Consider the following 25,364-nt stretch of genomic DNA (forward strand, 5'->3'; position numbering starts at 1 on the left):
TTTTGTGTGGTAACTTAATTTTATCAGAAGTTGTCCTTATTTTATTGAAAAAAATAAAGCCGGTGAAATTTTACTCGTCGTAAAATTTCAACGGCTTTTTCATTCCAGAGGAGGGTTTTGTCCCAGCCTCATTTTTATATTACTTGGTATTCCTTTAGCAACTGCACTTCTTCATCCGTTAACTCCCGGTATTCCCCTAACTCAAGGGTTTCATCTAATGGCAGGGGTCCCATGGAAATACGCTTAAGGTACACCACTTTTTTTCCAACTGCCTCGAACATTCTTTTGACCTGATGGAATTTGCCTTCAGTTATCGTCAGTTCAATGTCCGAGCGAATGCCGGATTTTAATATTTTCAACTCACCTGGTTTAGTTTCATAGCCGTCATCAAGTGTTACACCTTCCGCAAAGGCTCTGATGTCTTCATCAGTTACTTCTCTATCAATTACAGCAAAATAGGTCTTAGGTACATGTTTTTTTGGAGATAACAGCCGGTGCGCTAATTGACCATCATTCGTAATCAGCAATAACCCCTCTGTATCCTTGTCCAGTCTTCCGACAGGAAAGGGCTCATAGACCTGATCTTCAAGTTCCAATAGGTCTATCACCGTTTCGCCAACACTGTCCTCGGTCGCAGATAAGACTCCTTGAGGTTTGTTCATCATTAAATAGATAAACTCTCGATATTCAATGACTTCCCCATTGAGCGTTACAATTTGTTTATTCGTGTCTACATGCTGTTTCGCGTCCTTCACAATCACATCATCAATCTTGACAGCACCGCTTTTCAACAGCTGTTTAACCTCTTTCCGGCTGCCATAGCCTAAATTAGCCAGCATTTTATCAATTCTCAATCGGTTTTCCTCCTTCCTCTTTCAGCTTTTAATTCATTCTTAATTTCCTTTTTATTCGGTCAACCCTATCACCAAATAGTCTGGAGACAAGACCAGATTTTAATCCAAGGTAAAAATAGATAACCACACCTACGGCTGCAGAAATCACGATCATCACGAGGGATTGGAACTTAGATTCTGGAGTCAGAAATAATAAAAGCAGCTGGTAAACGATTTCTGTACCTGCCCACATAACCCCGGCAAAGATAACAATTAATAAGCTCCTTCTCCAAACAAATAAGAAAGGATAGCTTGCATATTTTTTTATAACAAGTATTTGAATCAATATGGCCCCGATATATCCTAGTGCCGTAGCGAACACCGCGCCTCTTGTTTCAAACATAGTAATAAGATAAATATTTAGCGATAACTTAATAAGCAATCCTACCAACAAACTTAATACTGTCCATCGTTGTTCATTGATTCCCTGCAGAATGGAACTCGTTACTAAAAATAAAGAAAAAAGAATTCCAACTGGGGCATAGGCTCGTAGTACTTCGAATCCAAGCTCCTTATGCTCATAAAATACAGTGTAGATAGGCTCGGCTAATAAAGAAAGTCCAATGGCTGCAGGCAATGTCAAAAATAACAACACTTGAAAGGATTGATTTAACTGCTGTTTTAGTTCTTTCCTGTCATTTTCGACAAATGCCTTTGTGATGCTTGGAACCAGAGCGAGCGAGAACCCTGTCGCAAGCGAAACTGGAATTATTACGATTTTATGGGATTCAAAATTCAGAATTGAGAATGCTGCTTCAGCTGCCTTATAACTGTGGCCGATACCCTCCATTGCCCGTGTAAAGGTAACTTGGTCAATTGCTTGAAATAATGGGTTGGCGATTCCAACAAACACAAAAGGAGCAGCATAAATAAGAATCTCTTTATAAATTTCTTTTAATGATACCTGTACGGTTGCTTTATCATGTTCTAGCAGCTGGTCTAAATGCGGTTTGCGTTTATACCAGTACCAAAATAAAACCACCAGGCTCCCAATTGCCCCTACAAAGGCTGCAAAGGTTGCTACACTAACCGCCGTTACAATACTTCCATTTAAAAAGTTTATGACTATATATGCACCTGCAAGTGTGAAAGTTATCCGAACAATCTGTTCAACTACTTGAGAAACAGCAGACGGACCCATTGATTGATGTCCTTGAAAAAATCCTCTAATTAAGCTCATAAACGGGATAACAATCAATGCAAAACTTACCGCTCGAATAACTGTTATAATATCCTCTACCCTTGATCCGACATTGTCTTTATCGGTAATAATCATGTCAGCTATAAGCGGTGCTGAAAAATACAAAATGAAAAATGAAGCAATTCCGGTCAACAGCATGAACACTAGCCCGGATTTAAACAATTTACGGCCAACCGCATATTCCTCGAGTGCATTATATTTTGAAATAAATTTTGAAACAGCCAGCGGCACCCCTGCTGTGGCAATACTAATAAAGATGGTGTAAGGTATGTAGGAATATTGGTATAATGCTGTTCCTTCTGAACCCACGATTTGATAAAAGGGGATAACATATAATAAGCCAAGAATCTTGGATATAATGGTACCCAATGTTAAAATAAACGTTCCTCTTATAAGCTTTGACGACATAAGATAAGAATCCCTTCCTAGTGAAGAAAAAGTTTGTGTGCATATGAGCAAACGTTCAGTACGCTTTTTTTTGCACACTATTAGTAGTTTACATCTCTTTTAACAACGATGCTACTAACAACCTAAGGAATTTTCTTAAAATGTGTTGACTTATCGTTTCCTTTTCAAAAAGAGTGTTTATAATGAGATAATGCGAGGATACAATGAAATGAATATACATAAAGTTGGTGGAAGTATGCAATACGATGTTGTTGTTATTGGCGGCGGCCCTTCCGGTTTAATGGCTGCCATTGCCGCAGGGGAGAAAGGATTAAAGGTCCTATTAATCGATAAAGGAGATAAGCTGGGAAGAAAGCTGGCGATTTCTGGCGGCGGGCGGTGTAATGTCACGAATCGGCTGCCTGTTGAAGAAATCATTAAGCACCTGCCTGGTAACGGAAAATTTCTATACAGTGCTTTTTCTATCTTTAGCAATGAAGATATTATTAAATTCTTTGAAAAGTTAGGGATTGAACTAAAAGAAGAGGACCACGGGCGGATGTTCCCTGTTTCCAATAAAGCGCAATCCGTTGTGGAAGCACTGTTGAGTCAGTTGGAAAAGCTTAAGGTGAAGGTATACACCAACAGCCCTGTTGCTGACATCCATTACAGGGACGGTCATGTCTCAACCGTGATACTAAAAAATGGGACAGAAATTGAAGCGAAATCTATCGTCATCGCTGTCGGCGGTAAATCCGTTCCCCACACTGGCTCAACAGGGGACGGATATGCTTGGGCACAAAAAGCCGGTCACACCATTACAGAGCTGTTTCCAACTGAGGTGCCTGTCACCTCAAATGAACCATTTATCAAAAATAAGTCTCTTCAAGGTTTGTCTTTAAGGGAGATTGAATTAAGTGTTTTAAATCCAAAGGGAAAACCACTCATAACTCACCGGATGGATATGATTTTCACCCATTTTGGGTTAAGCGGTCCTGCAGTGCTTCGCTGCAGTCAATTTGTTGTCAAGGCAATGAAAAAATGGAAGCTAAACGAGGTTGTGATGGGGTTAGATGCTCTGCCAGATAAAAAGGAAGAAGAAATTTTTCAAGAAATAATCAAGTTAGTAAAAAGCGAGCCGAAGAAAAGCATAAAAAATACGTTAAAAGGGTTTTTACCTGAACGTTATTTGTTGTTCCTCTTAGAAACGAGTGAGATTGACCCATCAGAACAAGGTGCCATGATTTCAAACGAGAAAATCCGTGCCTTTGCAAAAAGCTGTAAACAATTTTTGATAAAAGTGAATGGAACTCTGCCGCTTGAAAAAGCATTTGTTACAGGAGGCGGTGTTTCCGTAAAGGAAATTGAACCACAGACAATGGCTTCAAAATTAATGGGTGGTCTCTATTTTTGCGGGGAGATTCTTGATGTTCATGGGTACACCGGCGGTTATAACATCACTTCTGCTTTAGTAACAGGCAGACTCGCTGGAACCAATGCAGCCCTATCCGCTAAGAAACAATACAAGGCCTGATTCTACATCAGGCCTTGTAGATGATCATTGCTGAGAAACAGTAGATTTGCTCTTCCTCTTCTTCCTCAGGCAAGGCGGCAACATTATATTTAATATCTACTAATTTCTTTTCGTCGATGCCTTTTAAAAACCGATTCATTTCTTTTTCTAAATCCTTTTCATGCTCACGATCGAACAATTTTACTTGTATCATTCAACTCTCCCTTTCTACTTTTATTTTCATTATTTCCACTTTTTCTGAAAATTAAAAATAAAAGAGTATAAAAAAAAACGATTCCTCATTGGAATCGTTTATTTCGTTTCACCCGTCCACTCAAGCATGCCGCCAATCATATTACGAACCTTGTATCCTTGGTCCTTTAAATAATAGCAGACATTTTCGCTTCTACGGCTAGAGCGGCAAATGAAGATATATTCTTTTTCTTTATCAAAGTAATCAAGGTTAGCTGGAATTTCCCCCATGCGGATATGTTTAGCACCTGGTATCATTCCTTGTGCTACCTCTTCATGTTCCCTAACATCGACAAGCTCGAGTTTCACCCCTTCTTCGAGCTTTTTCTTTAATTCTTCTGGTGTAATAATTTTAATTTCTTCCATCTTTCCCACCCCTATTTTAGATTTCCCCTGTTTGGCAGGGGGAAATCCAATTAATTAGCTACAATATTAACAAGTTTACCAGGAACGGTGATGACTTTGCGAATGGTTTTACCTTCGATTTGTTCTTTCACTCGATCATCATCCATCGCAATTCCTTCTAATGCTTCCTTGCTGGCAGCTGTTGGAACCTTTAGCTTCATCTTTACCTTCCCGTTCACTTGAATTACAATCTCAACTTCATCATCCACTAGTTTCGCTTCATCATATGCCGGCCAAGTTTCATAGGAAATTGTAGTTCCGCTATGGCCCAATTTCTCCCAAAGTTCTTCGGCAAGATGCGGTGCAACAGGAGCAAGCATTTTAACAAACCCTTCCATATACTGTTTTGGAAGAACCGTTGCTTTATAGGCTTCATTGATAAATACCATCATTTGTGATATTGCAGTATTAAATCTCAAGCCTTCGTAATCCTCTGTTACCTTTTTCACTGTTTGGTGATAAACTTTTTCTAAATTTGAGGCTTCTTCATTTTCTTGGATTTTTGGATTTAACTCTCCATTTTCCTCGACCATCAAACGCCAAATACGATCTAAGAAACGACGAGAACCGTCAAGGCCGTTTGTTGACCAAGCAATGGAAGCGTCTAATGGGCCCATAAACATTTCATATAAACGAAGTGTGTCGGCACCATGGCTGTCAACAATATCATCAGGATTGACTACATTTCCTTTTGATTTACTCATTTTTTCATTATTTTCTCCTAAAATCATTCCTTGGTTGAAAAGCTTTTGGAATGGTTCCTTCGTGTGGACCACACCAATATCATACAAGACTTTATGCCAGAAACGTGCGTATAACAAGTGAAGAACGGCATGCTCTGCACCGCCAATGTATACATCTACTGGTAGCCAGTGCTTTAATTTTTCCGGTGAAGCAAGTGCTTGATCATTATTAGGATCAATATACCGTAAATAATACCAGCAGCTTCCCGCCCATTGCGGCATGGTATTCGTTTCACGACGCCCCTTCTTGCCTGTTTCTGGATCAACGACATTTACCCAGTCCTCAATTACTGCAAGAGGTGATTCTCCTGTTCCGGAAGGTTTGATGTTCTTTGTTTTCGGTAAAGTTAATGGCAGCTGGTCCTCAGGAACTGCTGTCATTGTACCATCTTCCCAATGGATAATTGGAATTGGCTCACCCCAATAACGCTGACGGCTGAACAGCCAATCACGCAGACGGAACGTTACCTTTTTCGTTCCAATCCCCTTTTCTTCTAACCAAGAAATCATCCTTGTGATGGCTTCCTCTTTATTCAAACCATTTAAGAATTCAGAATTAATATGTTCACCGTCTCCTGTGTAGGCTTCTGTTTCAACGTCGCCGCCCGCAACAACAGGAATAATTTCTAGATCAAATTGTTTCGCGAACTCATAGTCGCGTTCATCATGTGCTGGTACGGCCATGATTGCTCCAGTACCATAACTGACCAATACATAATCCGCAATCCAGATTGGTATCTTTTTGCCGTTTGCCGGATTGATCGCATAAGCACCAGTAAATACGCCAGTCTTTTCCTTCGCTAAGTCAGTTCGTTCAAGATCACTCTTCGTCTTCACTTTGTCTAAATAAGCTTCTACCGCATCACGCTGCTGTGCTGTTGTAATTTTATCCACAAAAGAATGCTCTGGTGCAAGAACGGCATAAGTGGCACCAAATAGAGTATCAGGACGGGTGGTAAATACGGTAAACGTTTCATTATGTCCATCAATAGCAAACGTGACTTCAGCACCTTCGGAACGGCCGATCCAGTTACGCTGCATTTCTTTTAGACTCTCTGGCCAGTCAAGTTCTTCTAAGTCCTGAAGTAAACGATCTCCATAAGCCGTAATTTTTAACATCCACTGCTTCATAGGCCGGCGTTCAACCGGATGTCCGCCGCGCTCACTCTTGCCATCGATTACTTCTTCATTTGCTAAAACGGTACCTAAAGCAGGACACCAGTTCACAGCTACTTCATCGATATAGGCTAGACCCTTTTCCCATAACTTTAAGAAGATCCATTGAGTCCACTTATAGTATTCTGGGTCGGTTGTATTTACTTCGCGATCCCAATCGTATGAAAAACCTAATGATTTAATTTGTCTGCGGAACGTATTGATATTCTTCTCAGTGAACTCCGCAGGGTCGTTCCCAGTATCTAATGCATATTGCTCTGCCGGCAAACCAAAAGCATCCCAGCCCATTGGATGTAGCACATTGTATCCTTGCATTCTTTTTAATCGTGCAAGAATATCTGTAGCGGTATAGCCTTCAGGGTGTCCTACATGCAGTCCAGCACCTGATGGATATGGAAACATGTCTAATGCGTAAAATTTTTGTTTATCAAATTCTTCACTTGTCTTAAACGTTTTTTCTTCTTCCCATTTCTTTTGCCACTTCTTCTCGATATGCTGATGATCGAAACTCATAAGTGTTGCCTCCTAAAAAAAATTAAAAAAACCCCTCATCCCAAAAGGGACGAGAGGATTATCTATGTATCTTCCCGCGGTACCACCCACATTAGTGTTGTAAACACTCGCTTCATTCACCTTAACGCGGCAAACGGCAAACATTACTGGTTTCATGTTTGCAACTCATAGGCGAGTTCATGATGTACCGTGTTGACTTCCACCAGCCGTCAACTCTCTAGAAACGGATATGAATCATTACTACTCCTACTCACTGTCTTTTCATATATAAAAGTATTACGGTTATTGTATTAAATTTCCCGTTAGTATGCAAGTAACATTCACATAAAACAGTTTGACCATATGAATTATTTTTTAAACATAAGAAACCGGACTCGTCATGAGACCGGTAAATTTATGTTTGATAATTTTTTTTCTGATTTTAAAATCCTATCATACGTTAGAGTTGTAACAATAGCAATGAAGAATAAGCCTATTAAAATGAAGAATAGTGCTGACATGCTGTATAAATCAACAAGCACTCCACCAAGCAATGGTCCAACCATTCTTCCTCCAGTAGCAGTACTGTTAACGATCCCTTGATAGAATCCTTCTCGTCCCTTAGGTGCTAGTTCAAAGGCAATCGTCGGTACTGCCGGCCAAATAAACATTTCACCAATGGTTAATATAATCATCGCTACAAGGAAGCCCGTAAAGACAGTTACTTTTCCTACAATTAAAAATGATACGATAAAAAAGCCGATTCCAATAAGAATTTGTACCTTGAGTGACTCAGAAAGATGCTTCAATACTTTATTTAAAATTGGCTGTCCAAGGACAATTAATGCCCCGTTTATCGTCCACAAAAAACTATATTGCGTTAGTGAAATATTGATTTCCTGTGTATAAGATGAAATGGTAGTCGTCCATTGAACATACGCAACCCAGCACAACGCATAACCTGAACATAAAATAAGCAAAGCCTGCAGATTGATTCGACTTTTTACTACTGACTGATCCTTTGTTTTTGCTTGCTTTACTGGTACTGTTGCGATATTTCTATAACCAAAAACAGCGATTATGAAAAAGATGACGTACATAATTGTATTCGCAAGGAAAATCAGCTGAAATGAATAGTCTGCAACAAAGCCACCCAGGGAAGCCCCAATGGCCACTCCAAGGTTTTGGGCTACATAAATAGCATTAAAGGCCTTCCGTCCGCCCTCTATCCAGACACTTCCTGCCATTGCAAACATTGCAGGAAAAACAATGCCTGATCCAAAACCTATGATGGTTAAAAAGATGATATATGCTGGCCAGCCATGCCAGAACGTTAATCCAATTAGAGCTAAAAGCGAGATCCAGATTCCTAGAAGGATTGATTTATAGCCGCCGATTTTATCAAAAAGCGTGCCACCGAATAAGTTACCAATAACAGTCGCACCAGCGTTTAGCATTAGTACAACTCCAGCCACTGTTAACGATTTCCCTAAATGATCATGAATATAGATGGTATTTAACGGCCATAAAAAAGAAGAGCCCGTTACATTTACTGCCATCCCAATAATTAAAAGCCATAAGGCACGCGGCATGAAAAACGCTCCTAACATTAACTTATTTCGAGTTCCAAAAGAACATTGTATTCCCATTCCAGATTCCGCGCAATGCCTTTAGGAATTGTTGTAAAAATGAAAAAAAGCCTCGATTTAACGAGACTTTTTCGTGAATACTAAGTTAATAAATTTCATGGTTATCGCTAATTCGTTTTTCCTTGTTGAAGGCTCAATTATGATTACCGTTTTTTCTTTTTAGAAGTATCCACTACAGCTTTACCTTTATTAACTACCTTAAGTTTCTCAAAAAAGAGCTGCACATGAATATGGTTTTCGTCAATATTGGTAACGCTTGTTACCTTTCCTTTGCGCCCCTTTATTACAACATCATCACCTTCAGCAGGCACCTGTCTAAGAAGTTGGTTTAAAAGCTCATTTTTATTTTCAAAAAAATGGACAACAAACATATGCACGTCTCTCCATTCATATGAAATACACAGATTAGAATCTCCCTATAAAATATTTCATGAACGATTGATTTAGACCAACTCGGGCTTAAAAAAGCTTAGCAAATTAACACATCACCATAAATTTGCCACAATAAAAAAAAGAAAACAGCACTTCCATTGTGGAAGTGGTGTTTTCCCTCAACTTTATGGACTCTTTCTCAACTTTTCTTAATCCTTCTTAACGGGACGGTTAAGTTTGTTGATCAAAAGGGTCTATTTTTTTACTGCAGGGACTGCTGGCTGCTGTGCTGGAAAGTAGCTGTTTATAGCATGATCCTTTTTCTTTTCATTCACACTTTCAGCTTGTACAGCAGTTTTCGCTTTTTCAATTTCGGTATTAAGCTCTTCAATGCTGACACCTTTTTTCACTAACTCTTCTGTCGCAAGGCGTATTGCATTGTTAGATTGTACAACTGACTCTCTTAATGAATCCATTGAACCTTGTGGGTTATGGAATCCTGAAGAGTTCTCCGCTGCAATAATATCCCAGAACCATTGACCTTTCCGAACGAATTCCTGAGCCTGCTTAATCTTTTCTGGGCTGACTCCGGATGTAATCATCTTATTAATGTAATAGTGAGCTGTGGTAGAGATATCCTGTGCTTCATGTAAGGCACTTACGTTTGCATCTTGGATTTCAGTCACACGGTCTTTTAATTTATCTAGATCACGGTCACCGTGGCATTGGCCGCAAGATGTATCCATTGTTTTAAGCGGTGATGTCCAGTAGTGTGAAGTAATTTTCTTTTTACCATCTACACGCTCAAATGGCATATGGCAATCTGCACAGGAAACATTTGCTTTTCCATGAGTACCACTTGAATGTGTTTCATATTCAGGGTGCTGTGATTTCAACATTGGTGCACCTGATATGTTATGAACCCAGTCTTTTTCAAAGCCATTTTCTTTAGCAATGGTATTATAGTATTCATACATCTCTTCTGGTTTGAAGCCATTATCCCACGGGAAGGTTACTTCGCTATTATTTGCTGCAAAATGGTATTCTACATGGCACTGACCACACACATAGCTGCGCATATCATTTTTCGTTGGATTTGAAGTATCAACTCCTTGAGCCTCTAATGCTTTATAAAAGCTTGGACGAGTTACACGCAGGTCCATTGTCTCAGGGTCATGACAGTCAGAACAGCCGATTGGAGAATGACCCATCGCTTCCCCTTTTGGCCAAATTTCTTGATTGAAATTAGCTCCCCAATAATCATCGCCCATTTCTTCGATCATTTGCGGAACGGCAGTTGATTTACATGTATAACAGGAACCAACTGATTTATCGTTAATCCGTTTAACATCCCGAATATCCTCAAGTGCATAAACGTGACCGCGGTCTTCATTATATTCAGTAGCAAAACCATAGCCGTTAAAAAGAACTGGCAGTAACGGTTCTTTATCAGGATCATACTTACTGCGTTTTACAGAACCATTGTATTTGGTATCTTCCATTTTTTCATTTTTCTTGTAACTATTGTATTGTAGTGGAAATAGCTTTTTAAAAGCTTCATTACTTATTTCATCCTTTGATAGGCCAGTTGTTCCCTTCACTTCTTTAGCACTTGCTGTTTTCTCACTCGCAGTCTCATTGCTGCTGCAGCCAGTAATAATTAGAATCAATGCTATCAGAAGGAGGTATGCCCCGTTACGGAACCTAATCATACTTAAAATCCTCCCTTATTTTTTAATAATTCGCCAGACTTTGGTGCCTGGTCAAAGGTATCATCCTTAAAGTCTTTTCCATGCGGCACAGTCTTGTGACATGACATACAGTTTTCCTTTTGGTCATGTGAAACATTGCTGACCGTACTCTTATGACAATCTGCACAGTTTGCATTGATGACTCTTAACGTGCGTGTTGTGGCATAAATTCGATCAGGTATATCCTCCGTACCTAAGGTGTTGTAATAAATATGAGTCATCCCAGCACGGCCTTTAAAAAATAACTTCCCTGCCTCGCTTTCATGCGGTAAATGGCAATCATTACACTGCAAATCTGCATGAGTGGAATCGACAAATGAGGTATAAACTGACTTCATCGTGTGACAGTTCTGACAAAAGCCTGGTGAATCCAAGTAAGCCATTGTTTTCACTGTACCGAAGGAAAACAGTACGCCAGCTAATAATGCACCTAAGAGTAATACCCTCTTATCAATCGCCCACAATTTTTTAAAACCTCTCTTTACCATCCTTCCTTTCACCTCCCATTGTATTGGATCAATCTCTCTCTTTTTTATGAATAAAGTACGATTGTACTCTAAACCAAAGTATGGTTTTGCCTCTTTATTTCTTTGTTTTTTTTCTTTTAAGGATGAAGGTAAAAGCACCTGCACCTATTAATCCAACTCCGCTAATAGCCGCAATTGATAAGATCTCAGGGCTTTTTTTATTTTCATTGTCTGCAGTTTGTTCTGGCTGCTGCTCCATTAACTCAATGGATGGTTTTGTTTCACTGCGTTCATACGTAAGTACGATGCTCTTTTCGTCCCCCGCTTTCATACCTTGAACATTATAGGAGTACACTCCTTCTTCGTCTCCATGAGACTTATTCTTTTCAGGTGCCGGGCTTAGGTCTATTTTTGCAGCACCAATGGGTGGTGTAAAAGTAAGATTAAAAAAACCAATATCCGTAAAGCTTTTAAATTGATAAGCTACTGATTTCCTATCTTCCTCAACGATTATGTTATTTGTATAAAACTCAACAACGAATTTATAAACTTCATTAGGTTGAATTTCCTCACTTGTTGTCCAGGAAATGGTCCCTTTTTCTTGGTCGATTATGTATTCAATTTCATACACCTTCGATAAGTCGCTGGAGTAATCAGCAACATAGCCAATTCGAAAGTTTTTATCCTCGATTGGAAGCGGCAGTTCTATCTGTCCTTTTTGCGGCTGAAGGGATTGATTAAGCAGTGTTCCTTGATATCCAATTAATAGAGGCGGATGATTTTTCTCAACATCATTCAGATGATACGCAAATTCCGGCATTACTTTTATGGAAAGCTCCTGCATACGTAGGATGTTCTGATTTTCATCAGCCATAGTCATCGAAGGGTTAACCAGGAAGAGCAGTATACTGAAAATAAATAGGTATTTTTTCATTGTTTTTACTTCCTTTCAATTTGTGAACAATTTGTGAATTCATTCACAATTAATTACAAAAAAATTTAATTTATATAAGTGAACTTTTATTTGGTGTAAGATTGCTGAATTTCATACTTTATTTATCCCATGGGAGCGAAACTCGTTCTGTGACCAAAATCACAAAAAATTATAGAGTTATTTCTAAAATGTGAACACGGGTTTTTACCTTATTTTCACTGTGTTTTCAGGGTTTTTGTAATAAAAAAACCTTCAACATATTGTTGAAGGTCTAAAGGACTTTATTAAGACGATTGATCTTTTTCTTGATGAAATTTCGATTTTACTGGCTGGCCGCCAGTTTGCTCATATTGCTTTTTAGACTGTTTAACAAGATCAACATCTTGGCCAAGTTCAAGATCTTGATTGTTACTGCCGTTTCTTGTTTTTTGTTCAGGATTATTTTGTTTAGATCGTTTCTTCACGATAGGTTTCCTCCTGTATAAGTCTGTCCTTCTAAGATCATAGTATTTTGTAGCTGCTGAATTTGCAGTCTCATACGGTGGAGCTGATCACGCTGCTGCCCATTTGCGCTATGGGCCATCTTAGCAATATCCTGGTAGGTTTGTTCCAAATCCTGTAATGCCCTTGTATAATTATCAGTATTGTAATGCTCTTGAAGACTGCTTTCTTCAAATTGTTCTTTAGCAAATCGAATTGTATCCTCACACTGCTGTATTAATGCGTCCATTGAAGCACGTGTAGCCATCTAAGGACCCCCTTCTTTTTGGTGACACACTTCCATGATTGAAGCAAGGTGCTTCATGTCTTATTTTGTTCTCTCTCCCTTTTCCTATTACAATCAACGCTTGATAATTACTGGTAAACAATACAGTTGGATAAGCCTATATTTTCGTGTTAAAATTTAATTTATGTTTAAAATTATAAAGGAGGTTTCTGAATTGACTCAGACCAACCCTTTTCCATATGCTACTGACGATAAACGTTACCATACTTGGAATTATCATTTACGCCAGCAATTTGGCCATAAAGTTTTTAAAGTTGCACTAGATGGCGGTTTTGACTGCCCGAACCGTGATGGTACGGTCGCACACGGCGGTTGTACGTTTTGCAGTGCTGCCGGTTCTGGCGATTTCGCTGGTGATCGAACAGATGATTTAGAGACACAATTCCTTGATATTAAGGAAAAAATGCATACGAAATGGAAAGACGGCAAATATATGGCCTATTTCCAAGCCTATACAAATACTCATGCACCTGTCGAGGTGCTCCGGGAAAAATTTGAGAAGGTGCTTAAACAAGAGGGTGTAGTCGGACTATCAATTGCTACACGTCCCGATTGCCTGCCTGATGACGTCGTTGAATATTTGGCGGAATTAAATCAGAGGACATATTTATGGGTTGAACTTGGCCTGCAAACTGTCCATGAACGCACCGCCTTATTAATCAATCGTGCCCATGATTTTCAATGTTACGTTGAAGGGGTAAATAAACTTAGAAAACACGGCATCCGGATCTGCTCGCATATTATCAATGGATTACCCCTTGAATCATATGAAATGATGATGGAGACAGCGAAGGAAGTGGCAAAACTCGACGTTCAAGGAATTAAAATTCATTTGCTTCACCTACTAAAAGGGACACCCATGGTGAAACAGTATGAAAAGGGAATGCTCGAATTTCTTTCTCAAGAGGACTATGTAAATTTAGTATGTGATCAATTAGAAATTTTACCTCCGGAAATGATTGTTCATCGAATTACAGGTGATGGACCGATTGACTTAATGGTTGGGCCGATGTGGAGTGTAAATAAGTGGGAAGTATTGAATGCGATAGACGCTGAGTTAAAAAGAAGAGATAGTTATCAAGGAAAATACTTTCAAAAAAGTATCGTGGGGGCTTAGGGATGAAGCTTGATCGGATACTCCCCTTTGCTAAAAAATTACTTGAAAATGCAGTTACCAGTGGTGATGTGGCCGTTGACGCTACCGTTGGGAATGGTCATGATACACTATTTATCGCCAATCTTGTCGGTCCCAGCGGCAAAGTTTATGGATTTGATGTCCAAGAAGATGCCATACGTACGAGTACAGAAAGACTGCAGCAACATGGAATAAAGGAGCGAGTGACCATCTTTCATGCAGGTCATGAAGTGCTATCTGAGTTAATCCCTGTAGAACATCATGGAAAAATAACTGCAGCAATCTTTAACTTAGGTTATTTACCAGGCAGTGATAAATCAATTGTTACAAAGCCCGAAACCACCATTTCTGCAATTGAGCAGCTGCTTACGATTATGGCTCCAGAAGGAATTATTATCCTAGTCATTTACCATGGACATGAAGAGGGAGCTATTGAACGTGACGCCTTATTAAGGTATTGTCAGGAAATTGACCAAAAAAGAGCGCATGTCCTGCAGTACCGATTTATGAACCAACAGAATAATCCCCCCTTTATTGTTGCAATTGAAAAAAGATAAACCAGTCCGCTGATGATAACGGGTTTACTTCAGAGGTCCAAACATAGTAAAACACATAGGAAAACGCACTTGAATTGACAATATAATTCACAGTGCGTTTTTTATTGATTTATAAACATTTCGATGTATTTCATTCGTCCGTTTCGCCCTAATTCACATAGTAAATCACAGGGTATGAATTAATTAATGGAGGGTGTGTGAATTCTTTGTGATTTAGTGAGTGAATGAATATCATTCACAAAGGTTATTGGATATTTATGTTAAAATGAGTTAATTCTGAAAATGTTATAATTAAAATGTAAACTAATTGGAATTTAATAAAAAACCTTATTCAATTAAAGGTCCATTTTCTGTAATAAATATGACAAATCGAAGCCGAAATATTAAAACAATGGAAATGATTAACTTGACAAGAAATAAAAAGAAATGAATGAAATGATTCGTTAGTCATATTTCCCTGGACTTTGGACATCCTCTTAATATGTAGATTGCTAAGGAGGAAAGACGAAGACGAAAGAAAATGAAGAACAACCGAAAGTTAAAGATTTTGAAGTTGAACAAATACTTGGTGACTTCCAATACTAAGAGACACGCATTCTCATTTCCTGTTGAAGAGGATTGAGTTTAAAGGACATTTTCACGGAGGCGAAAAATGGAACGAATTTTGTTTATTTTCTTATCTGTATTTTGTATCTCCTTATTAACTGCTTGTAGTGAGCAAACAAATGAAACAGATAATAATACAGATCAAAAAAATGTTACACAGAATGGTAATGGTAAAACAACTAATATAAATTATTCCAAACAAATTCAAAATACACAAGAACAACAAAAAATGAAGTCACAAATGGGAAAATTGGATTTCAGTGAAATTGAATTAGAGGTATCTTACGGGGAACAAAAAGAGTATGAAGCTGGGATTAATTACGACAACTCAGGTTTAATTGGTGGGGAAGTTGATGATGATATAAACAATGAACACCTGAAGGGGAAAGTTGCATTCGACAGTATTTATCCAAAAGTTGAAAAACTGACTATTTCTAAAGACACGAACAAAAAGGATGCTATCGATCAAATATTAAAGTCATTTAACCTTCATGCAGACTATAACAAATTCGAGCTGGAAATCATCTTCAATGATGGCACTCAAATAGAATTTGTGGATTAAAAAAGAGACAGCCGAGGAAAGTTCCTTGGTTATTTTTTATCAGTCTTCAGACCTTCCCCAAACTCTAAATTAACGGGAACTTATCCTTAATATGATTTTAGCAAATTATCTTCCACAATTGGGCGCGATTGTGGAATAAGCGTCTTTTCTTTATTCAACTAACTGGGTGCTTTAGTGAAATACGATAATACAAAAAAAGGCTTAGAGTTGGAATAACTCTAAGCCTTTTTGACTGTGATTTGTGTTGTGAAAGTTATGCTATTTACTGCGTGATGAGGTCGGTAATTTGACGTTTTGCACCTCAAGTAAACCCGTTACGCTGATGTTGCCTGGTTTTTATTTTACAATAGGTCGAGTAAAAAGGGATGGGACCATCCTTTGTACGGAGCGATAGGCAATACAATTGATATAAAAGAAATAGCTGGTGATACCACCTGTCTTAATCATATCTTTTGCTAATTTCCGTATACTCTTCTGCTTGCGAACCTTACCATCCGATAAATAAATTCCTAATAAACCACGGTTGATCAGCTGATGGAACTTTTTATGCGGCAGGAACTCAGTATGTCGGTCTGCCTCATAAACAAAGTGTTTCAATCGATTAAAAAGGGTTTCTTGATTTTCGTAATAAAAGCAAAAGTTTAAGTCGCCGCCTTCACGGTCTTCCTCTTGATCGATAAAATAGTCCAATAAAATGTGGAGCCCTTGTATGTAGGGAAAATACCCTTTCCGGATATTTTCTGCATCCTCGGCTCGGAAATCCTCTCTCATCGCATAAGAAATTAGACAGAATATCCCTAATGTTGAGCCAGAACAAGCAGAAAATTCATACCATTCCATTTCAGGAAGATTGTGTTGGTGGTCTCCAAACCATTTTTCTAGCCGCGGCACACGCTCTTCTTGAATAACATGCTTGTGTATTTGCAACTTACAATAATATTCACAGAGTTCTATAAGGTAGTTTTGGATTAAAGGATAATGCTTCAACTCTCTTAAAACAGATCGACATGTTTCAGCAAGATCATTCAGATAATTTCCATCGTTTTGATCATCACGAAGCCGATAATAATTTTTAGGGCCTGCTCCTATTGTAAGAGCATCGTGCATGGATTCATGGAGGGCGGCAAAATCCATGGGATCGAGCGAGGTGCTTCGGTCACAGAGATTATCTAAGTAATCACTAATCGTTTGATAAGCAACAATAAATTTTACCGCTTTTTTATACTCATCCTTGGCTGAAAGAGCTAGAATCGCTCCTCCTTCACAATGAAACGTTTTATGTTCAATACTGGCAAGAGCCTGTGTTCGAAGCTCTTGATTAGGGATACTTTCTGCACGGTACCTCCAAAATCTCAGTTCTTGATGAACTGCTGGAATAATTTTACGATAAACCTTCGACATGAGTTTGATTGGCATCATGGAGAAATCTCCCCTTTCTTAAAGCTGTATTTGTAACGATTAAAACTTCTTAAACAATATATCCTATTGCTTTTAATTGGCTGGTGACAAAATCCTTGGCGTATTCAAATACGTCTTCCCGTTCTGGTTCATTAAAAATTTCATGATAAAGCTTTGGCCATTCCTTAAATCTCTTTTCTGATAAAGGTGCATGGTTGAACCAGTCCTTAACAGGACCCTTATGAACAATTTTATCATCACCCGCTTGCATGACGAGCATGGCTACATCCCTTGTGCCTTCAATCGATAAAAATGCCTCCTTCATAGCACTTACTAATTCGCGGTACCATCTAACCGAGACTTTCGTGATATAGAGAGTATCATTTTCATCTGCATCAATAACATCCTTATTCCTGGTTGCCATATCGACTGTTATCCCCGAATTCATTTTTAGTGATGGAAAAACAACATTGATCCCATGTGACAGCACATCTAAAAATTTGGACGGCTTATGAACTAGACCAAGGCACGGGGAGGAAAGTATCACTCCTGCTAGATTCAATTTTTCTTCCTGCAGCAATCGGATAGAAATTAAGCCTCCCATACTATGACCTAATAGAAAGACCGGAAGTTCATAACGATAGGCTGCTTTTATCCAATCCTTCACTTCTATTATGTACTCATCAAAAGAATCGATATGGCCTCTGCGGGATCTAGTTGTCATACCTTGTCCAGGAAGATCACCCATAATGACATGAAATCCAGACCTGCGCCACATTTCGATGAGCCAGCCGTAACGTCCATGATGTTCCATTGCCCCATGCACCATCACGATTACAGCCTTCGCTTCCCCTTCTGCTTCCCACTTCCACATCGTTTTTCCCCCTAGAAAATAATTCTATTTAGTATAATATTAGAATGAATATCTATTTCAGTCAAAAAGGAGTGACTCAGAATGATTTATCCGTATAAAGGAAAATACCCAAAAATTTCAGACTCAGCATTTATTGCAGATTTTACCACGATTACAGGGGATGTTGAAATTGGCGATGAATCAAGTGTTTGGTTTAATTCAGTTATCAGAGGCGATGTCGCCCCTACTATTATCGGCAAAAAAGTGAACATCCAAGACAACTCAGTTCTTCACCAAAGCCCGAACAATCCATTGATTATTGAAGATGATGTAACGGTCGGTCATCAGGTTATTCTACATAGCTGTATCATTCGTAAAAAGGCTTTAATCGGGATGGGGTCAATCATTCTAGATCAAGCTGAAATTGGGGAAGGTGCTTTTATTGGTGCAGGCAGTCTCGTGCCTCAAGGGAAAAAGATTCCTCCTAATACATTAGCATTTGGCAGACCAGCCAAAGTTATTAGAGAATTAAATGAGCACGATATTAAAGAAATGAATAGGATTTATACAGAATATGCAGAGAAAGCCCAGTATTATAAATCCCTGCAAAAATAAAAAGTGCAAAAGCACCCATAAATCTTTTATGGGTGCTAAAACGTTAATTTTTCATTGTCTGTAATTCTTTTTGGCCGAAAAAGGAGTATTTACCTTCTACATAAACCTGATGCCAAACCATAAAAATGAGCACTGTCCAGATTTTACGGCTGTTATCCGCTTTCCCTTGACAGTGGTCTTCAAGCAGATTTAACACATACGATTTATTGAACAAATGATCCGTGGAACTTTCACGAATAATGGTTTTTGCCCATTCATTCATTTCATTTTTCAACCAATGGCGAATCGGCACTGGAAAACCAAGTTTTTTACGGGTTAGAACATGCTCAGGAACGATTCCTTCTGCTGCTTTTCGTAAAATATACTTCGTTGTTCCATTAGCTGTTTTCAAGCTGGTTGGAATTTTAGAAGCTGTTTCGAATACCACTTTATCTAGGAATGGAACACGGAGTTCAAGTGAATGAGCCATTGTCATTTTATCTGCTTTTAATAAAATATCCCCGCGCATCCATGTATGAATATCAATGTATTGCATCCGGTCAACAGGATCATAACCTCTTGTTTCTGCATAGAGAGGTTTGGTGATATCCATGTGGTTTAAACCTTCACGGTATACAGAAAGCAGTTCTTTCTTTTCTGTTTCGGTAAACATTTTGGCATTGCCAATATACCGTTCTTCCATAGGCGTTACTCCACGTTCAATGAAGCTCTTCCCTTTCATTCCTTCCGGCATCATGTTGGCAATCCCTTTTAATAATACTTTTCCTACTCGAGGGATTTTATTAAACACCTCTAAATCTTGCGGTTCACGATAAATATTGTAGCCGCCGAACAATTCATCTGCACCTTCACCTGAAAGAACAACCGTAACATGCTTTCTAGCCTCCCGAGCCACAAAGTACAATGGGATAGCCGCTGGGTCTGCAAGTGGATCGTCCATATGCCAAATAATTTTCGGGAGTTCATTCATATATTCTTGTGGTGTTATCACATAGCTGATGTTTTCTACCCCAAGCTTATCTGCCGTTTCTTTCGCTACATCGATTTCACTGAATCCCTGATGCTCGAAACCAACAGAAAACGTCTTAATCGCTGGGTGAAATTGTTTGGCAATCGATGCAATGATCGAAGAATCAATTCCGCCAGAAAGAAACGACCCTACTGGCACATCACTTCTCATGTGCATTTTTACAGAATCAATTAACACATCTTGTATTTCTTTGATAAAATCTGATTCTGATTTTTGTACAGGGTTAAAATGTGCTTTCCAATACCTTTTAATTTCCATTGGAGAGCCAATCTTTTTCGTATAATAATGTCCTGGTTCTAACTTGTGAATGCCCTTAGACATCGTGCTAGGTTCCGGGACAAATTGATACGTTAGATAGTGCTGCAGGGAGTCATAGTCCAAGACATCATTTTCGAGAGCTAAAAGAATACTCTTTTTCTCTGAAGCAAAGAAAGTCCTCTCTCCATCAACGAAATAAAAGTACGGTTTAATTCCGAATGGGTCCCTGGCACCAAATAAAGTTTGTTCTTGTTTATCCCAAATCGTAAAGGCAAACATTCCCCGTAGTTTTTCTACGGCTTTTTCTTTCAAATGGCTGTAAAGCGCAATAATAACCTCTGTATCAGAGTGTGTCGCGAACTCTAAGCCTTCTTTGAGTAATTCTTCACGAAGTTCTACATAGTTATAAATCTCACCATTAAAAATGATCCAATAACGCTCATTTTCATATGTTAATGGCTGATGACCGCATTCAATATCAATAATACTTAAGCGGCGAAAACCAAATTGAACATGATCATCATAGAAGAAACCATCATCATCGGGTCCACGATGGGTTATTATATCGTTCATATTTTTGAATAGTTGTTTTTGATCATCACGATAGTTTTGTTCCTTGTCGTGTACACAACCAATAAAACCACACATTATGTACCTCACCTACTCCAATCTAAATAGCTAACTAAAAATATACCTTCTTATCCTACCACTATTTTTTCAAAAATGGCAGTGTGAAAGGTAGGAAAATTCCGGCATTCTATCAGTTTTCACTAAATTTCTTTGACTTAAACTTTGACGTTAAACGTACAAAAGGAGTTACATATAACATGCAACTCCCATACTTTTTCTAACTATTAGCTTGTTGACGTAAAGTGTCAGCTTTATCCGTACGCTCCCAGGGAAGATCCACATCTGTACGGCCAAAATGGCCATAAGCAGCTGTTTGTTTGTAGATGGGGCGACGAAGGTCTAACATTTTAATGATTCCTGCTGGGCGAAGGTCAAAGTTTTTATCAACAAGATTCACTAACACGTCTTCGCTCACAGTTCCAGTACCAAAAGTATCGATAGAAATGGAAACTGGTCTTGCAACCCCAATTGCATAAGCAAGTTGAACTTCAACCTTATCCGCAAGTCCTGCTGCTACAATATTCTTAGCAACATAACGCGCCGCGTATGCTGCAGAACGGTCAACTTTAGTTGGATCTTTACCAGAGAATGCACCGCCGCCATGACGCGCATAACCGCCGTAAGTATCTACAATAATTTTCCGTCCTGTTAAGCCGGCATCTCCTTGAGGACCGCCAATAACGAATCGCCCAGTTGGGTTAATGAAATACTTCGTATTGTCATCAATTAATTCTTTTGGAACCACTGGATTAATAACATATTCCTTCAAGTTTCGCTGGATTTGCTCTAAGGTGACTTCAGGATTATGCTGAGTTGAAATGACAATCGTATCAATTCGAACAGGTTTATCGTTTTCATCATATTCAACCGTTACTTGTGTTTTACCGTCCGGACGAAGGTAATCAAGTACAGAATCCTTACGTACCTCTGTTAGTTTGCGTGCAAGCTTGTGTGCCAGAGAAATAGGAAGAGGCATAAGCTCCTTTGTTTCATTACAAGCAAATCCGAACATTAATCCCTGGTCCCCTGCACCAATAGCCTCAATTTGTTCATCAGACATTAGACCTTCACGTGCTTCAAGTGCCTGGTCAACTCCCATGGCGATATCAGGACTTTGCTCACCAATGGAGGTTAGAACGGCACATGTTTCGGAGTCAAAGCCATATTTAGCACGATCATACCCAATACCTTTAACCGTTTCACGAACAATTTTTGGAATATCAACGTAAGTAGAGGTAGTGATTTCACCTGCAACTAAGACTAATCCAGTTGTTACAGAAGTTTCACAAGCAACTCGGGCATTTGCGTCCTTTGCTAGAATTGCATCCAATATCGAATCAGAAATTTGATCACAGATTTTATCCGGGTGACCCTCTGTAACTGATTCAGAAGTGAACAAACGAGCGTTTCTTGACATCTGATTTCCTCCTTATTATGAGATAAATCAAGATTCTATGAAGGTGACAGGAATACTTCTAGAACCTATGACATTGATACGGTACTCATTCCCTTAGTATGAAATAAACAAAGGATTTTTATTAATAGCACTTTTAATAAAAGGTCTTATACAAAACAAAAAACCTTACCACATGAGGAAAGGTTGTCTCGGGCCTTTCACTCTTATCGTTCAAGGCGGCAGCCTTGCGTCAGATTAGCACCTTCGCACTCCGAGAATAGAATCGCCTATAACGATCATTTCTCATGAAGCAGGTTGCTGGGTTTCATAGGGCCTGTCCCTCCACCAGCTCAGGATAAGAGAGTATCCGTTCAAATTACCATCTTACTTGAACTTAACGAATAAAGTCAATGAAATATTTAGTAAAATTAGGATATAGGTACAAACTTTTACCACTCTTAAAAATCCTGTGTTTATTAGCACCTAATTTCGTCAATTAGTATAGATTATTCACTTCATTGTGTTATACTATTTACGAATATATTGAATATTAAAAACACGAAAAGGAAGGGTTCCCTGAGATGAATTCTGTTCATATCCCAAATGATTTAAGCCAATTGTTGGAAGGAAGTAATGTACACATTCAATTGTCTGTACCACAATTAGTTGAAAAAATCTTATCCAGGAATGAAGGCGTTTTAACCTCTACTGGTGCTATAAGTGTGTCTACTGGTAAATATACAGGCAGATCTCCACAGGACAAATTTATTGTCCAAGAAGAATCAATTAAAGATAAAATTGATTGGGGTCATTCAAATCAGCCGATTTCAGCGGATGTTTTCAACAGTCTCCTTCAGAAAGTTTTGGATTATCTTAAACAAAAAAATGAGTTATTTGTTTTTAAAGGATTTGCCGGTGCGGATAAAAAGACTCAGCTGCCCATTCAAATTATTAATGAATATGCCTGGCATAATTTATTTGCTCATCAATTGTTCATCCGTCCTAGTGATGAAGAATTGATGACGCACACACCAGGTTTCACAATCATTTCAGCTCCTAATTTCAAAGCTGATCCTATGATTGACGGAACCAAATCAGAAACGTTCATTATTATCTCTTTCGAACAACGTACAATAATAATTGGCGGAACAGAATATGCAGGCGAAATAAAAAAGGCGATCTTTTCGATTATGAACTACCTGTTACCTGAAAATAATATTTTCTCGATGCATTGTTCTGCAAATGTTGGTGTAGAAGGTGATGTCGCACTATTTTTCGGTCTTTCTGGTACCGGTAAAACCACTTTATCTGCAGACCCAAAACGCCGTTTAATCGGCGATGATGAGCATGGGTGGTCATCCACTGGTGTCTTTAATATTGAAGGTGGCTGTTATGCCAAAACCATTAATCTTTCCAGGGAAAAAGAACCACAAATTTTCGACGCCATCCATTTTGGCTCTGTACTTGAAAATGTTGTACTTAATCCTGTAACTAGGATAGCAGATTACGATGATTCGTCTTTGACCGAAAATACACGGGCTGCTTATCCAATTTATGCCATTGATAATGTGATTCTGCCAAGTATTGCAGGTCACCCAAATACAATTGTTTTTTTAACAGCTGATGCATTCGGTGTATTGCCGCCAATTTCTAAATTAACAAGAGAGCAAGCGTTGTATCATTTCTTGAGCGGTTATACATCCAAGCTTGCAGGAACAGAGCGTGGCGTAACCTCTCCAGAGGCAACCTTCTCAACCTGCTTTGGCGCACCATTCCTTCCATTACCTGCAACAAGATACGCTGAAATGCTTGGTGAAAAGATACTTGAGCATAATGCAACGGTCTTTCTTGTTAACACTGGCTGGACTGGAGGAGAATATGGAGTCGGCAGCCGCATGAAGCTTTCCTATACAAGGGCGATGGTTCAGGCTGCAATTGAAGGAGAACTAAACCATGTAGAAACAGTGAAGGATGATATTTTTGGCCTTCATATTCCACTCCACATTGCCGGTGTTCCGGATGAGGTACTCCAGCCAAGCAAAACATGGGCAGACCCACAAGCATATGAAGAGAAAGCAAAAGAATTAGCAGGAAAATTCCGTGAAAACTTTAAAAAATTCACCAAGGTCCCCGCTGAAATTGAAGTAGAAGGTGGACCGGTCGCTTAAAAAGCAAAACCCTTATCTTTGTCGATAAGGGTTTTGTTATTTAATTCGTAGAATTTAATGAAATTAATTGATACGTTAACCAAGTGCTGTTATTTTGCCATTCGATCTTTTGAATAACTCCAGTTCCACACGGATCACTTTCAATTGTTTTTCTAACATCAATTGGGATATCAATTGGATAAAGACGATAGCCTTCTTTTTCTAGTACGAAAAGATTTTCTCCTACCCTTTTTTCACGGCCTTTTGTTACAATTATTGTATTCAACTCAAAAGGCATACCCATATGAATCCGCTCCTCTTTATTGGACTTACTATCATTTTATCATCTTTTGATTTGATATTTCATCCACTTCGCTAAATCCTTTACGATTTTTCTATTCATCACGGGAGGAAAGTAATGAGTAAAATCATTAAAATACCAGCATTCCACCGGCTTATTTAACATCTTAAGTCTTCTTTCGAGTCTGTAGGCATGCTCTACAGATACATTTTGGTCATTTACTCCATGAATAATTAAAACAGGCTGGGTAAGATTTTCAAGTTCATATAGCGGGGTACGTGCTTCATATCTTTCTGGATATTTACCAGGTGTACCGCCAATTACCCTTTTCATCATTTTCCTCAAGTCTTTTCTCTCTTCGTAAGTTAAGAACATGTCCGATACTCCACCCCAAGTGACAATCGAAGCAGCTTCCGGAAACTCGAGTCCTGTCATCAAAGCCATGACTCCGCCTCGGGAAAATCCAAATATATGGATAGGACCTACCCGGGATAAAGATTTTAAAAGCAGATAGGCACTAAAGGCGTCCTCTCTATCCTCTCCAGCAAAATCCTCATTCCCCTCTCCGCCTTGATTTCCCCGATAGTAAGGAGCAAATACAATAAATCCTTCAGAAGCAAACTGAGCGATTCTCGCTGGTCTCACCATTCCAACATTTTTAATTCCGCCTCGAAGATATAAAAATCCATCATAGTTCCCCTTTATTTTCGGTTCTGCCAGCATTCCCTTCACTTTCAATCCATTTGAAAGATAGGTAATCACCCTTAATTCCACATTCGGATTCGGTGAAGGGAAGCGATGAACCTCGATAATTACTCCATTTTGTTTGTTCACCTTTACATTTCACCTTTCAA

The 25,364-nt window shown here is 38.9% G+C and carries 24 protein-coding genes, 1 riboswitch and 1 other annotated feature; of the genes, 6 read left to right on the top strand and 18 right to left on the bottom strand.

Annotation, left to right across the window (positions count from 1 at the left end; genetic code table 11):
- Nucleotides 1–134: 134 nt before the first annotated feature.
- The gene (locus AC2TFD_RS24055) at nt 135–854 is read right to left on the bottom strand and encodes a pseudouridine synthase (protein ID WP_335512738.1); all 720 of its coding nucleotides are present in this window, start codon (nt 852–854) and stop codon (nt 135–137) included.
- Between the two features lie 28 nt (nt 855–882).
- Nucleotides 883–2,502, bottom strand: a complete 1,620-nt coding sequence (locus AC2TFD_RS24060; RefSeq protein ID WP_335512740.1) for a putative polysaccharide biosynthesis protein — start codon at nt 2,500–2,502, stop codon at nt 883–885.
- 235 nt (nt 2,503–2,737) lie between these two features.
- Between AC2TFD_RS24060 and AC2TFD_RS24065 the strand changes: the two genes are divergently transcribed.
- Nucleotides 2,738–4,015, top strand: a complete 1,278-nt coding sequence (locus tag AC2TFD_RS24065; RefSeq protein WP_484676362.1) for a BaiN/RdsA family NAD(P)/FAD-dependent oxidoreductase — start codon at nt 2,738–2,740, stop codon at nt 4,013–4,015.
- Between the two features lie 7 nt (nt 4,016–4,022).
- Here the strand turns inward: AC2TFD_RS24065 and AC2TFD_RS24070 are convergent, their stop codons facing one another.
- The 10 genes from AC2TFD_RS24070 to AC2TFD_RS24115 form a co-directional block, all read right to left on the bottom strand.
- A complete protein-coding gene (locus AC2TFD_RS24070; protein ID WP_335512741.1) occupies nt 4,023–4,208 on the bottom strand; it encodes a sporulation protein Cse60 in 186 nt (61 codons plus the stop codon).
- Nucleotides 4,209–4,306: 98 nt separating this feature from the next.
- Nucleotides 4,307–4,612: a rhodanese-like domain-containing protein gene (locus tag AC2TFD_RS24075; protein ID WP_484674110.1), complete on the bottom strand. Its 306-nt coding sequence runs from the start codon at nt 4,610–4,612 to the stop codon at nt 4,307–4,309.
- A 50-nt stretch (nt 4,613–4,662) separates the two neighbouring features.
- On the bottom strand, nt 4,663–7,083 hold the full coding sequence (gene leuS / locus AC2TFD_RS24080; protein WP_335569826.1) for a leucine--tRNA ligase: 2,421 nt from the start codon (nt 7,081–7,083) through the stop codon (nt 4,663–4,665).
- Nucleotides 7,084–7,125: 42 nt separating this feature from the next.
- Nucleotides 7,126–7,346: a binding site (T-box leader), on the bottom strand.
- A 114-nt stretch (nt 7,347–7,460) separates the two neighbouring features.
- Entirely contained in the window at nt 7,461–8,654 is a 1,194-nt protein-coding gene (locus AC2TFD_RS24085; RefSeq protein WP_484674111.1) for an MDR family MFS transporter, read from the bottom strand.
- 200 nt (nt 8,655–8,854) lie between these two features.
- The gene (locus AC2TFD_RS24090; protein ID WP_335512747.1) at nt 8,855–9,082 is read right to left on the bottom strand and encodes a hypothetical protein; all 228 of its coding nucleotides are present in this window, start codon (nt 9,080–9,082) and stop codon (nt 8,855–8,857) included.
- Between the two features lie 255 nt (nt 9,083–9,337).
- A complete protein-coding gene (locus tag AC2TFD_RS24095; RefSeq protein WP_335569828.1) occupies nt 9,338–10,795 on the bottom strand; it encodes an ammonia-forming cytochrome c nitrite reductase subunit c552 in 1,458 nt (485 codons plus the stop codon).
- A 2-nt stretch (nt 10,796–10,797) separates the two neighbouring features.
- Nucleotides 10,798–11,322: a NapC/NirT family cytochrome c gene (locus AC2TFD_RS24100; RefSeq protein WP_335569829.1), complete on the bottom strand. Its 525-nt coding sequence runs from the start codon at nt 11,320–11,322 to the stop codon at nt 10,798–10,800.
- Between the two features lie 94 nt (nt 11,323–11,416).
- Complete coding sequence (locus tag AC2TFD_RS24105; protein WP_335512751.1) at nt 11,417–12,235, bottom strand: hypothetical protein; 819 nt, start codon at nt 12,233–12,235, stop codon at nt 11,417–11,419.
- Nucleotides 12,236–12,519: 284 nt separating this feature from the next.
- A complete protein-coding gene (locus AC2TFD_RS24110) occupies nt 12,520–12,699 on the bottom strand; it encodes a glycogen biosynthesis protein GlgD (protein WP_484674112.1) in 180 nt (59 codons plus the stop codon).
- The gene (locus tag AC2TFD_RS24115; protein WP_335569832.1) at nt 12,696–12,983 is read right to left on the bottom strand and encodes a YtzC family protein; all 288 of its coding nucleotides are present in this window, start codon (nt 12,981–12,983) and stop codon (nt 12,696–12,698) included. Before AC2TFD_RS24115 ends, AC2TFD_RS24110 begins: the two co-directional genes overlap by 4 nt.
- A gap of 193 nt (nt 12,984–13,176) precedes the next feature.
- Here AC2TFD_RS24115 and mnmL point away from each other — a divergent pair, with 193 nt between their 5' ends.
- The 3 genes from mnmL to AC2TFD_RS24130 all read left to right on the top strand — a co-directional run bounded on the left by mnmL (nt 13,177) and on the right by AC2TFD_RS24130 (nt 15,882).
- Nucleotides 13,177–14,139: a tRNA modification radical SAM protein MnmL/YtqA gene (mnmL, locus tag AC2TFD_RS24120; protein ID WP_484674113.1), complete on the top strand. Its 963-nt coding sequence runs from the start codon at nt 13,177–13,179 to the stop codon at nt 14,137–14,139.
- A 2-nt stretch (nt 14,140–14,141) separates the two neighbouring features.
- Nucleotides 14,142–14,714 (top strand): tRNA 5-(aminomethyl)-2-thiouridylate-methyltransferase MnmM, encoded by a 573-nt coding sequence (mnmM, locus tag AC2TFD_RS24125; protein WP_335512759.1) that lies wholly within the window; start codon nt 14,142–14,144, stop codon nt 14,712–14,714.
- 652 nt (nt 14,715–15,366) lie between these two features.
- Entirely contained in the window at nt 15,367–15,882 is a 516-nt protein-coding gene (locus AC2TFD_RS24130) for a YusW family protein (protein WP_335512761.1), read from the top strand.
- A gap of 336 nt (nt 15,883–16,218) precedes the next feature.
- Here AC2TFD_RS24130 and AC2TFD_RS24135 read toward each other — a convergent pair whose 3' ends face one another.
- Together AC2TFD_RS24135 and AC2TFD_RS24140 are read right to left on the bottom strand one after the other, a co-directional pair.
- The gene (locus AC2TFD_RS24135) at nt 16,219–17,301 is read right to left on the bottom strand and encodes a tetraprenyl-beta-curcumene synthase family protein (RefSeq protein WP_335512763.1); all 1,083 of its coding nucleotides are present in this window, start codon (nt 17,299–17,301) and stop codon (nt 16,219–16,221) included.
- A gap of 49 nt (nt 17,302–17,350) precedes the next feature.
- Nucleotides 17,351–18,154: an alpha/beta hydrolase gene (locus AC2TFD_RS24140; protein ID WP_335512766.1), complete on the bottom strand. Its 804-nt coding sequence runs from the start codon at nt 18,152–18,154 to the stop codon at nt 17,351–17,353.
- A gap of 81 nt (nt 18,155–18,235) precedes the next feature.
- Here AC2TFD_RS24140 and AC2TFD_RS24145 point away from each other — a divergent pair, with 81 nt between their 5' ends.
- Entirely contained in the window at nt 18,236–18,748 is a 513-nt protein-coding gene (locus AC2TFD_RS24145; RefSeq protein WP_335512768.1) for a gamma carbonic anhydrase, read from the top strand.
- 43 nt (nt 18,749–18,791) lie between these two features.
- Here AC2TFD_RS24145 and asnB read toward each other — a convergent pair whose 3' ends face one another.
- Together asnB and metK are read right to left on the bottom strand one after the other, a co-directional pair.
- Nucleotides 18,792–20,684 carry an asparagine synthase (glutamine-hydrolyzing) gene (gene asnB, locus AC2TFD_RS24150; RefSeq protein ID WP_335569834.1) on the bottom strand — a complete coding sequence of 631 codons (1,893 nt, stop codon included), beginning with the start codon at nt 20,682–20,684 and terminating at the stop codon, nt 18,792–18,794.
- Between the two features lie 199 nt (nt 20,685–20,883).
- On the bottom strand, nt 20,884–22,083 hold the full coding sequence (gene metK / locus AC2TFD_RS24155; protein WP_335512772.1) for a methionine adenosyltransferase: 1,200 nt from the start codon (nt 22,081–22,083) through the stop codon (nt 20,884–20,886).
- Between the two features lie 200 nt (nt 22,084–22,283).
- A riboswitch (SAM riboswitch) is annotated at nt 22,284–22,424 on the bottom strand.
- A gap of 219 nt (nt 22,425–22,643) precedes the next feature.
- On the opposite strand from metK, the gene pckA reads away from it, so the two are divergent.
- The gene (gene pckA / locus AC2TFD_RS24160) at nt 22,644–24,230 is read left to right on the top strand and encodes a phosphoenolpyruvate carboxykinase (ATP) (RefSeq protein WP_335569835.1); all 1,587 of its coding nucleotides are present in this window, start codon (nt 22,644–22,646) and stop codon (nt 24,228–24,230) included.
- A 40-nt stretch (nt 24,231–24,270) separates the two neighbouring features.
- On the opposite strand, the gene AC2TFD_RS24165 is transcribed toward pckA, so the two are convergent.
- Complete coding sequence (locus tag AC2TFD_RS24165) at nt 24,271–24,513, bottom strand: DUF2584 domain-containing protein (RefSeq protein ID WP_335512775.1); 243 nt, start codon at nt 24,511–24,513, stop codon at nt 24,271–24,273.
- Nucleotides 24,514–24,552: 39 nt separating this feature from the next.
- Complete coding sequence (locus tag AC2TFD_RS24170; protein WP_335512776.1) at nt 24,553–25,344, bottom strand: alpha/beta hydrolase family protein; 792 nt, start codon at nt 25,342–25,344, stop codon at nt 24,553–24,555.
- Nucleotides 25,345–25,364: the final 20 nt, after the last annotated feature.

Source organism: Neobacillus sp. plas4, from assembly GCF_057221695.1.

Excerpts from the sequence above, each read along its gene's own strand:
- AC2TFD_RS24085 (WP_484674111.1), bottom strand. The coding sequence starts at position 8,654 with ATGCCGCGTGCCTTATGGCTTTTAATTATTGGGATGGCAGTAAATGTA.
- AC2TFD_RS24165 (WP_335512775.1), bottom strand. The coding sequence starts at position 24,513 with ATGGGTATGCCTTTTGAGTTGAATACAATAATTGTAACAAAAGGCCGT.
- pckA (WP_335569835.1), top strand. The coding sequence starts at position 22,644 with ATGAATTCTGTTCATATCCCAAATGATTTAAGCCAATTGTTGGAAGGA.
- AC2TFD_RS24060 (WP_335512740.1), bottom strand. The coding sequence starts at position 2,502 with ATGTCGTCAAAGCTTATAAGAGGAACGTTTATTTTAACATTGGGTACC.
- AC2TFD_RS24105 (WP_335512751.1), bottom strand. The coding sequence starts at position 12,235 with ATGAAAAAATACCTATTTATTTTCAGTATACTGCTCTTCCTGGTTAAC.
- AC2TFD_RS24100 (WP_335569829.1), bottom strand. The coding sequence starts at position 11,322 with ATGGTAAAGAGAGGTTTTAAAAAATTGTGGGCGATTGATAAGAGGGTA.
- leuS (WP_335569826.1), bottom strand. The coding sequence starts at position 7,083 with ATGAGTTTCGATCATCAGCATATCGAGAAGAAGTGGCAAAAGAAATGG.
- AC2TFD_RS24145 (WP_335512768.1), top strand. The coding sequence starts at position 18,236 with ATGATTTATCCGTATAAAGGAAAATACCCAAAAATTTCAGACTCAGCA.
- AC2TFD_RS24075 (WP_484674110.1), bottom strand. The coding sequence starts at position 4,612 with ATGGAAGAAATTAAAATTATTACACCAGAAGAATTAAAGAAAAAGCTC.
- AC2TFD_RS24090 (WP_335512747.1), bottom strand. The coding sequence starts at position 9,082 with ATGTTTGTTGTCCATTTTTTTGAAAATAAAAATGAGCTTTTAAACCAA.
- AC2TFD_RS24115 (WP_335569832.1), bottom strand. The coding sequence starts at position 12,983 with ATGGCTACACGTGCTTCAATGGACGCATTAATACAGCAGTGTGAGGAT.
- AC2TFD_RS24140 (WP_335512766.1), bottom strand. The coding sequence starts at position 18,154 with ATGTGGAAGTGGGAAGCAGAAGGGGAAGCGAAGGCTGTAATCGTGATG.
- AC2TFD_RS24095 (WP_335569828.1), bottom strand. The coding sequence starts at position 10,795 with ATGATTAGGTTCCGTAACGGGGCATACCTCCTTCTGATAGCATTGATT.
- AC2TFD_RS24130 (WP_335512761.1), top strand. The coding sequence starts at position 15,367 with ATGGAACGAATTTTGTTTATTTTCTTATCTGTATTTTGTATCTCCTTA.
- AC2TFD_RS24065 (WP_484676362.1), top strand. The coding sequence starts at position 2,738 with ATGCAATACGATGTTGTTGTTATTGGCGGCGGCCCTTCCGGTTTAATG.
- mnmM (WP_335512759.1), top strand. The coding sequence starts at position 14,142 with ATGAAGCTTGATCGGATACTCCCCTTTGCTAAAAAATTACTTGAAAAT.
- AC2TFD_RS24070 (WP_335512741.1), bottom strand. The coding sequence starts at position 4,208 with ATGATACAAGTAAAATTGTTCGATCGTGAGCATGAAAAGGATTTAGAA.
- metK (WP_335512772.1), bottom strand. The coding sequence starts at position 22,083 with ATGTCAAGAAACGCTCGTTTGTTCACTTCTGAATCAGTTACAGAGGGT.
- AC2TFD_RS24135 (WP_335512763.1), bottom strand. The coding sequence starts at position 17,301 with ATGATGCCAATCAAACTCATGTCGAAGGTTTATCGTAAAATTATTCCA.
- asnB (WP_335569834.1), bottom strand. The coding sequence starts at position 20,684 with ATGTGTGGTTTTATTGGTTGTGTACACGACAAGGAACAAAACTATCGT.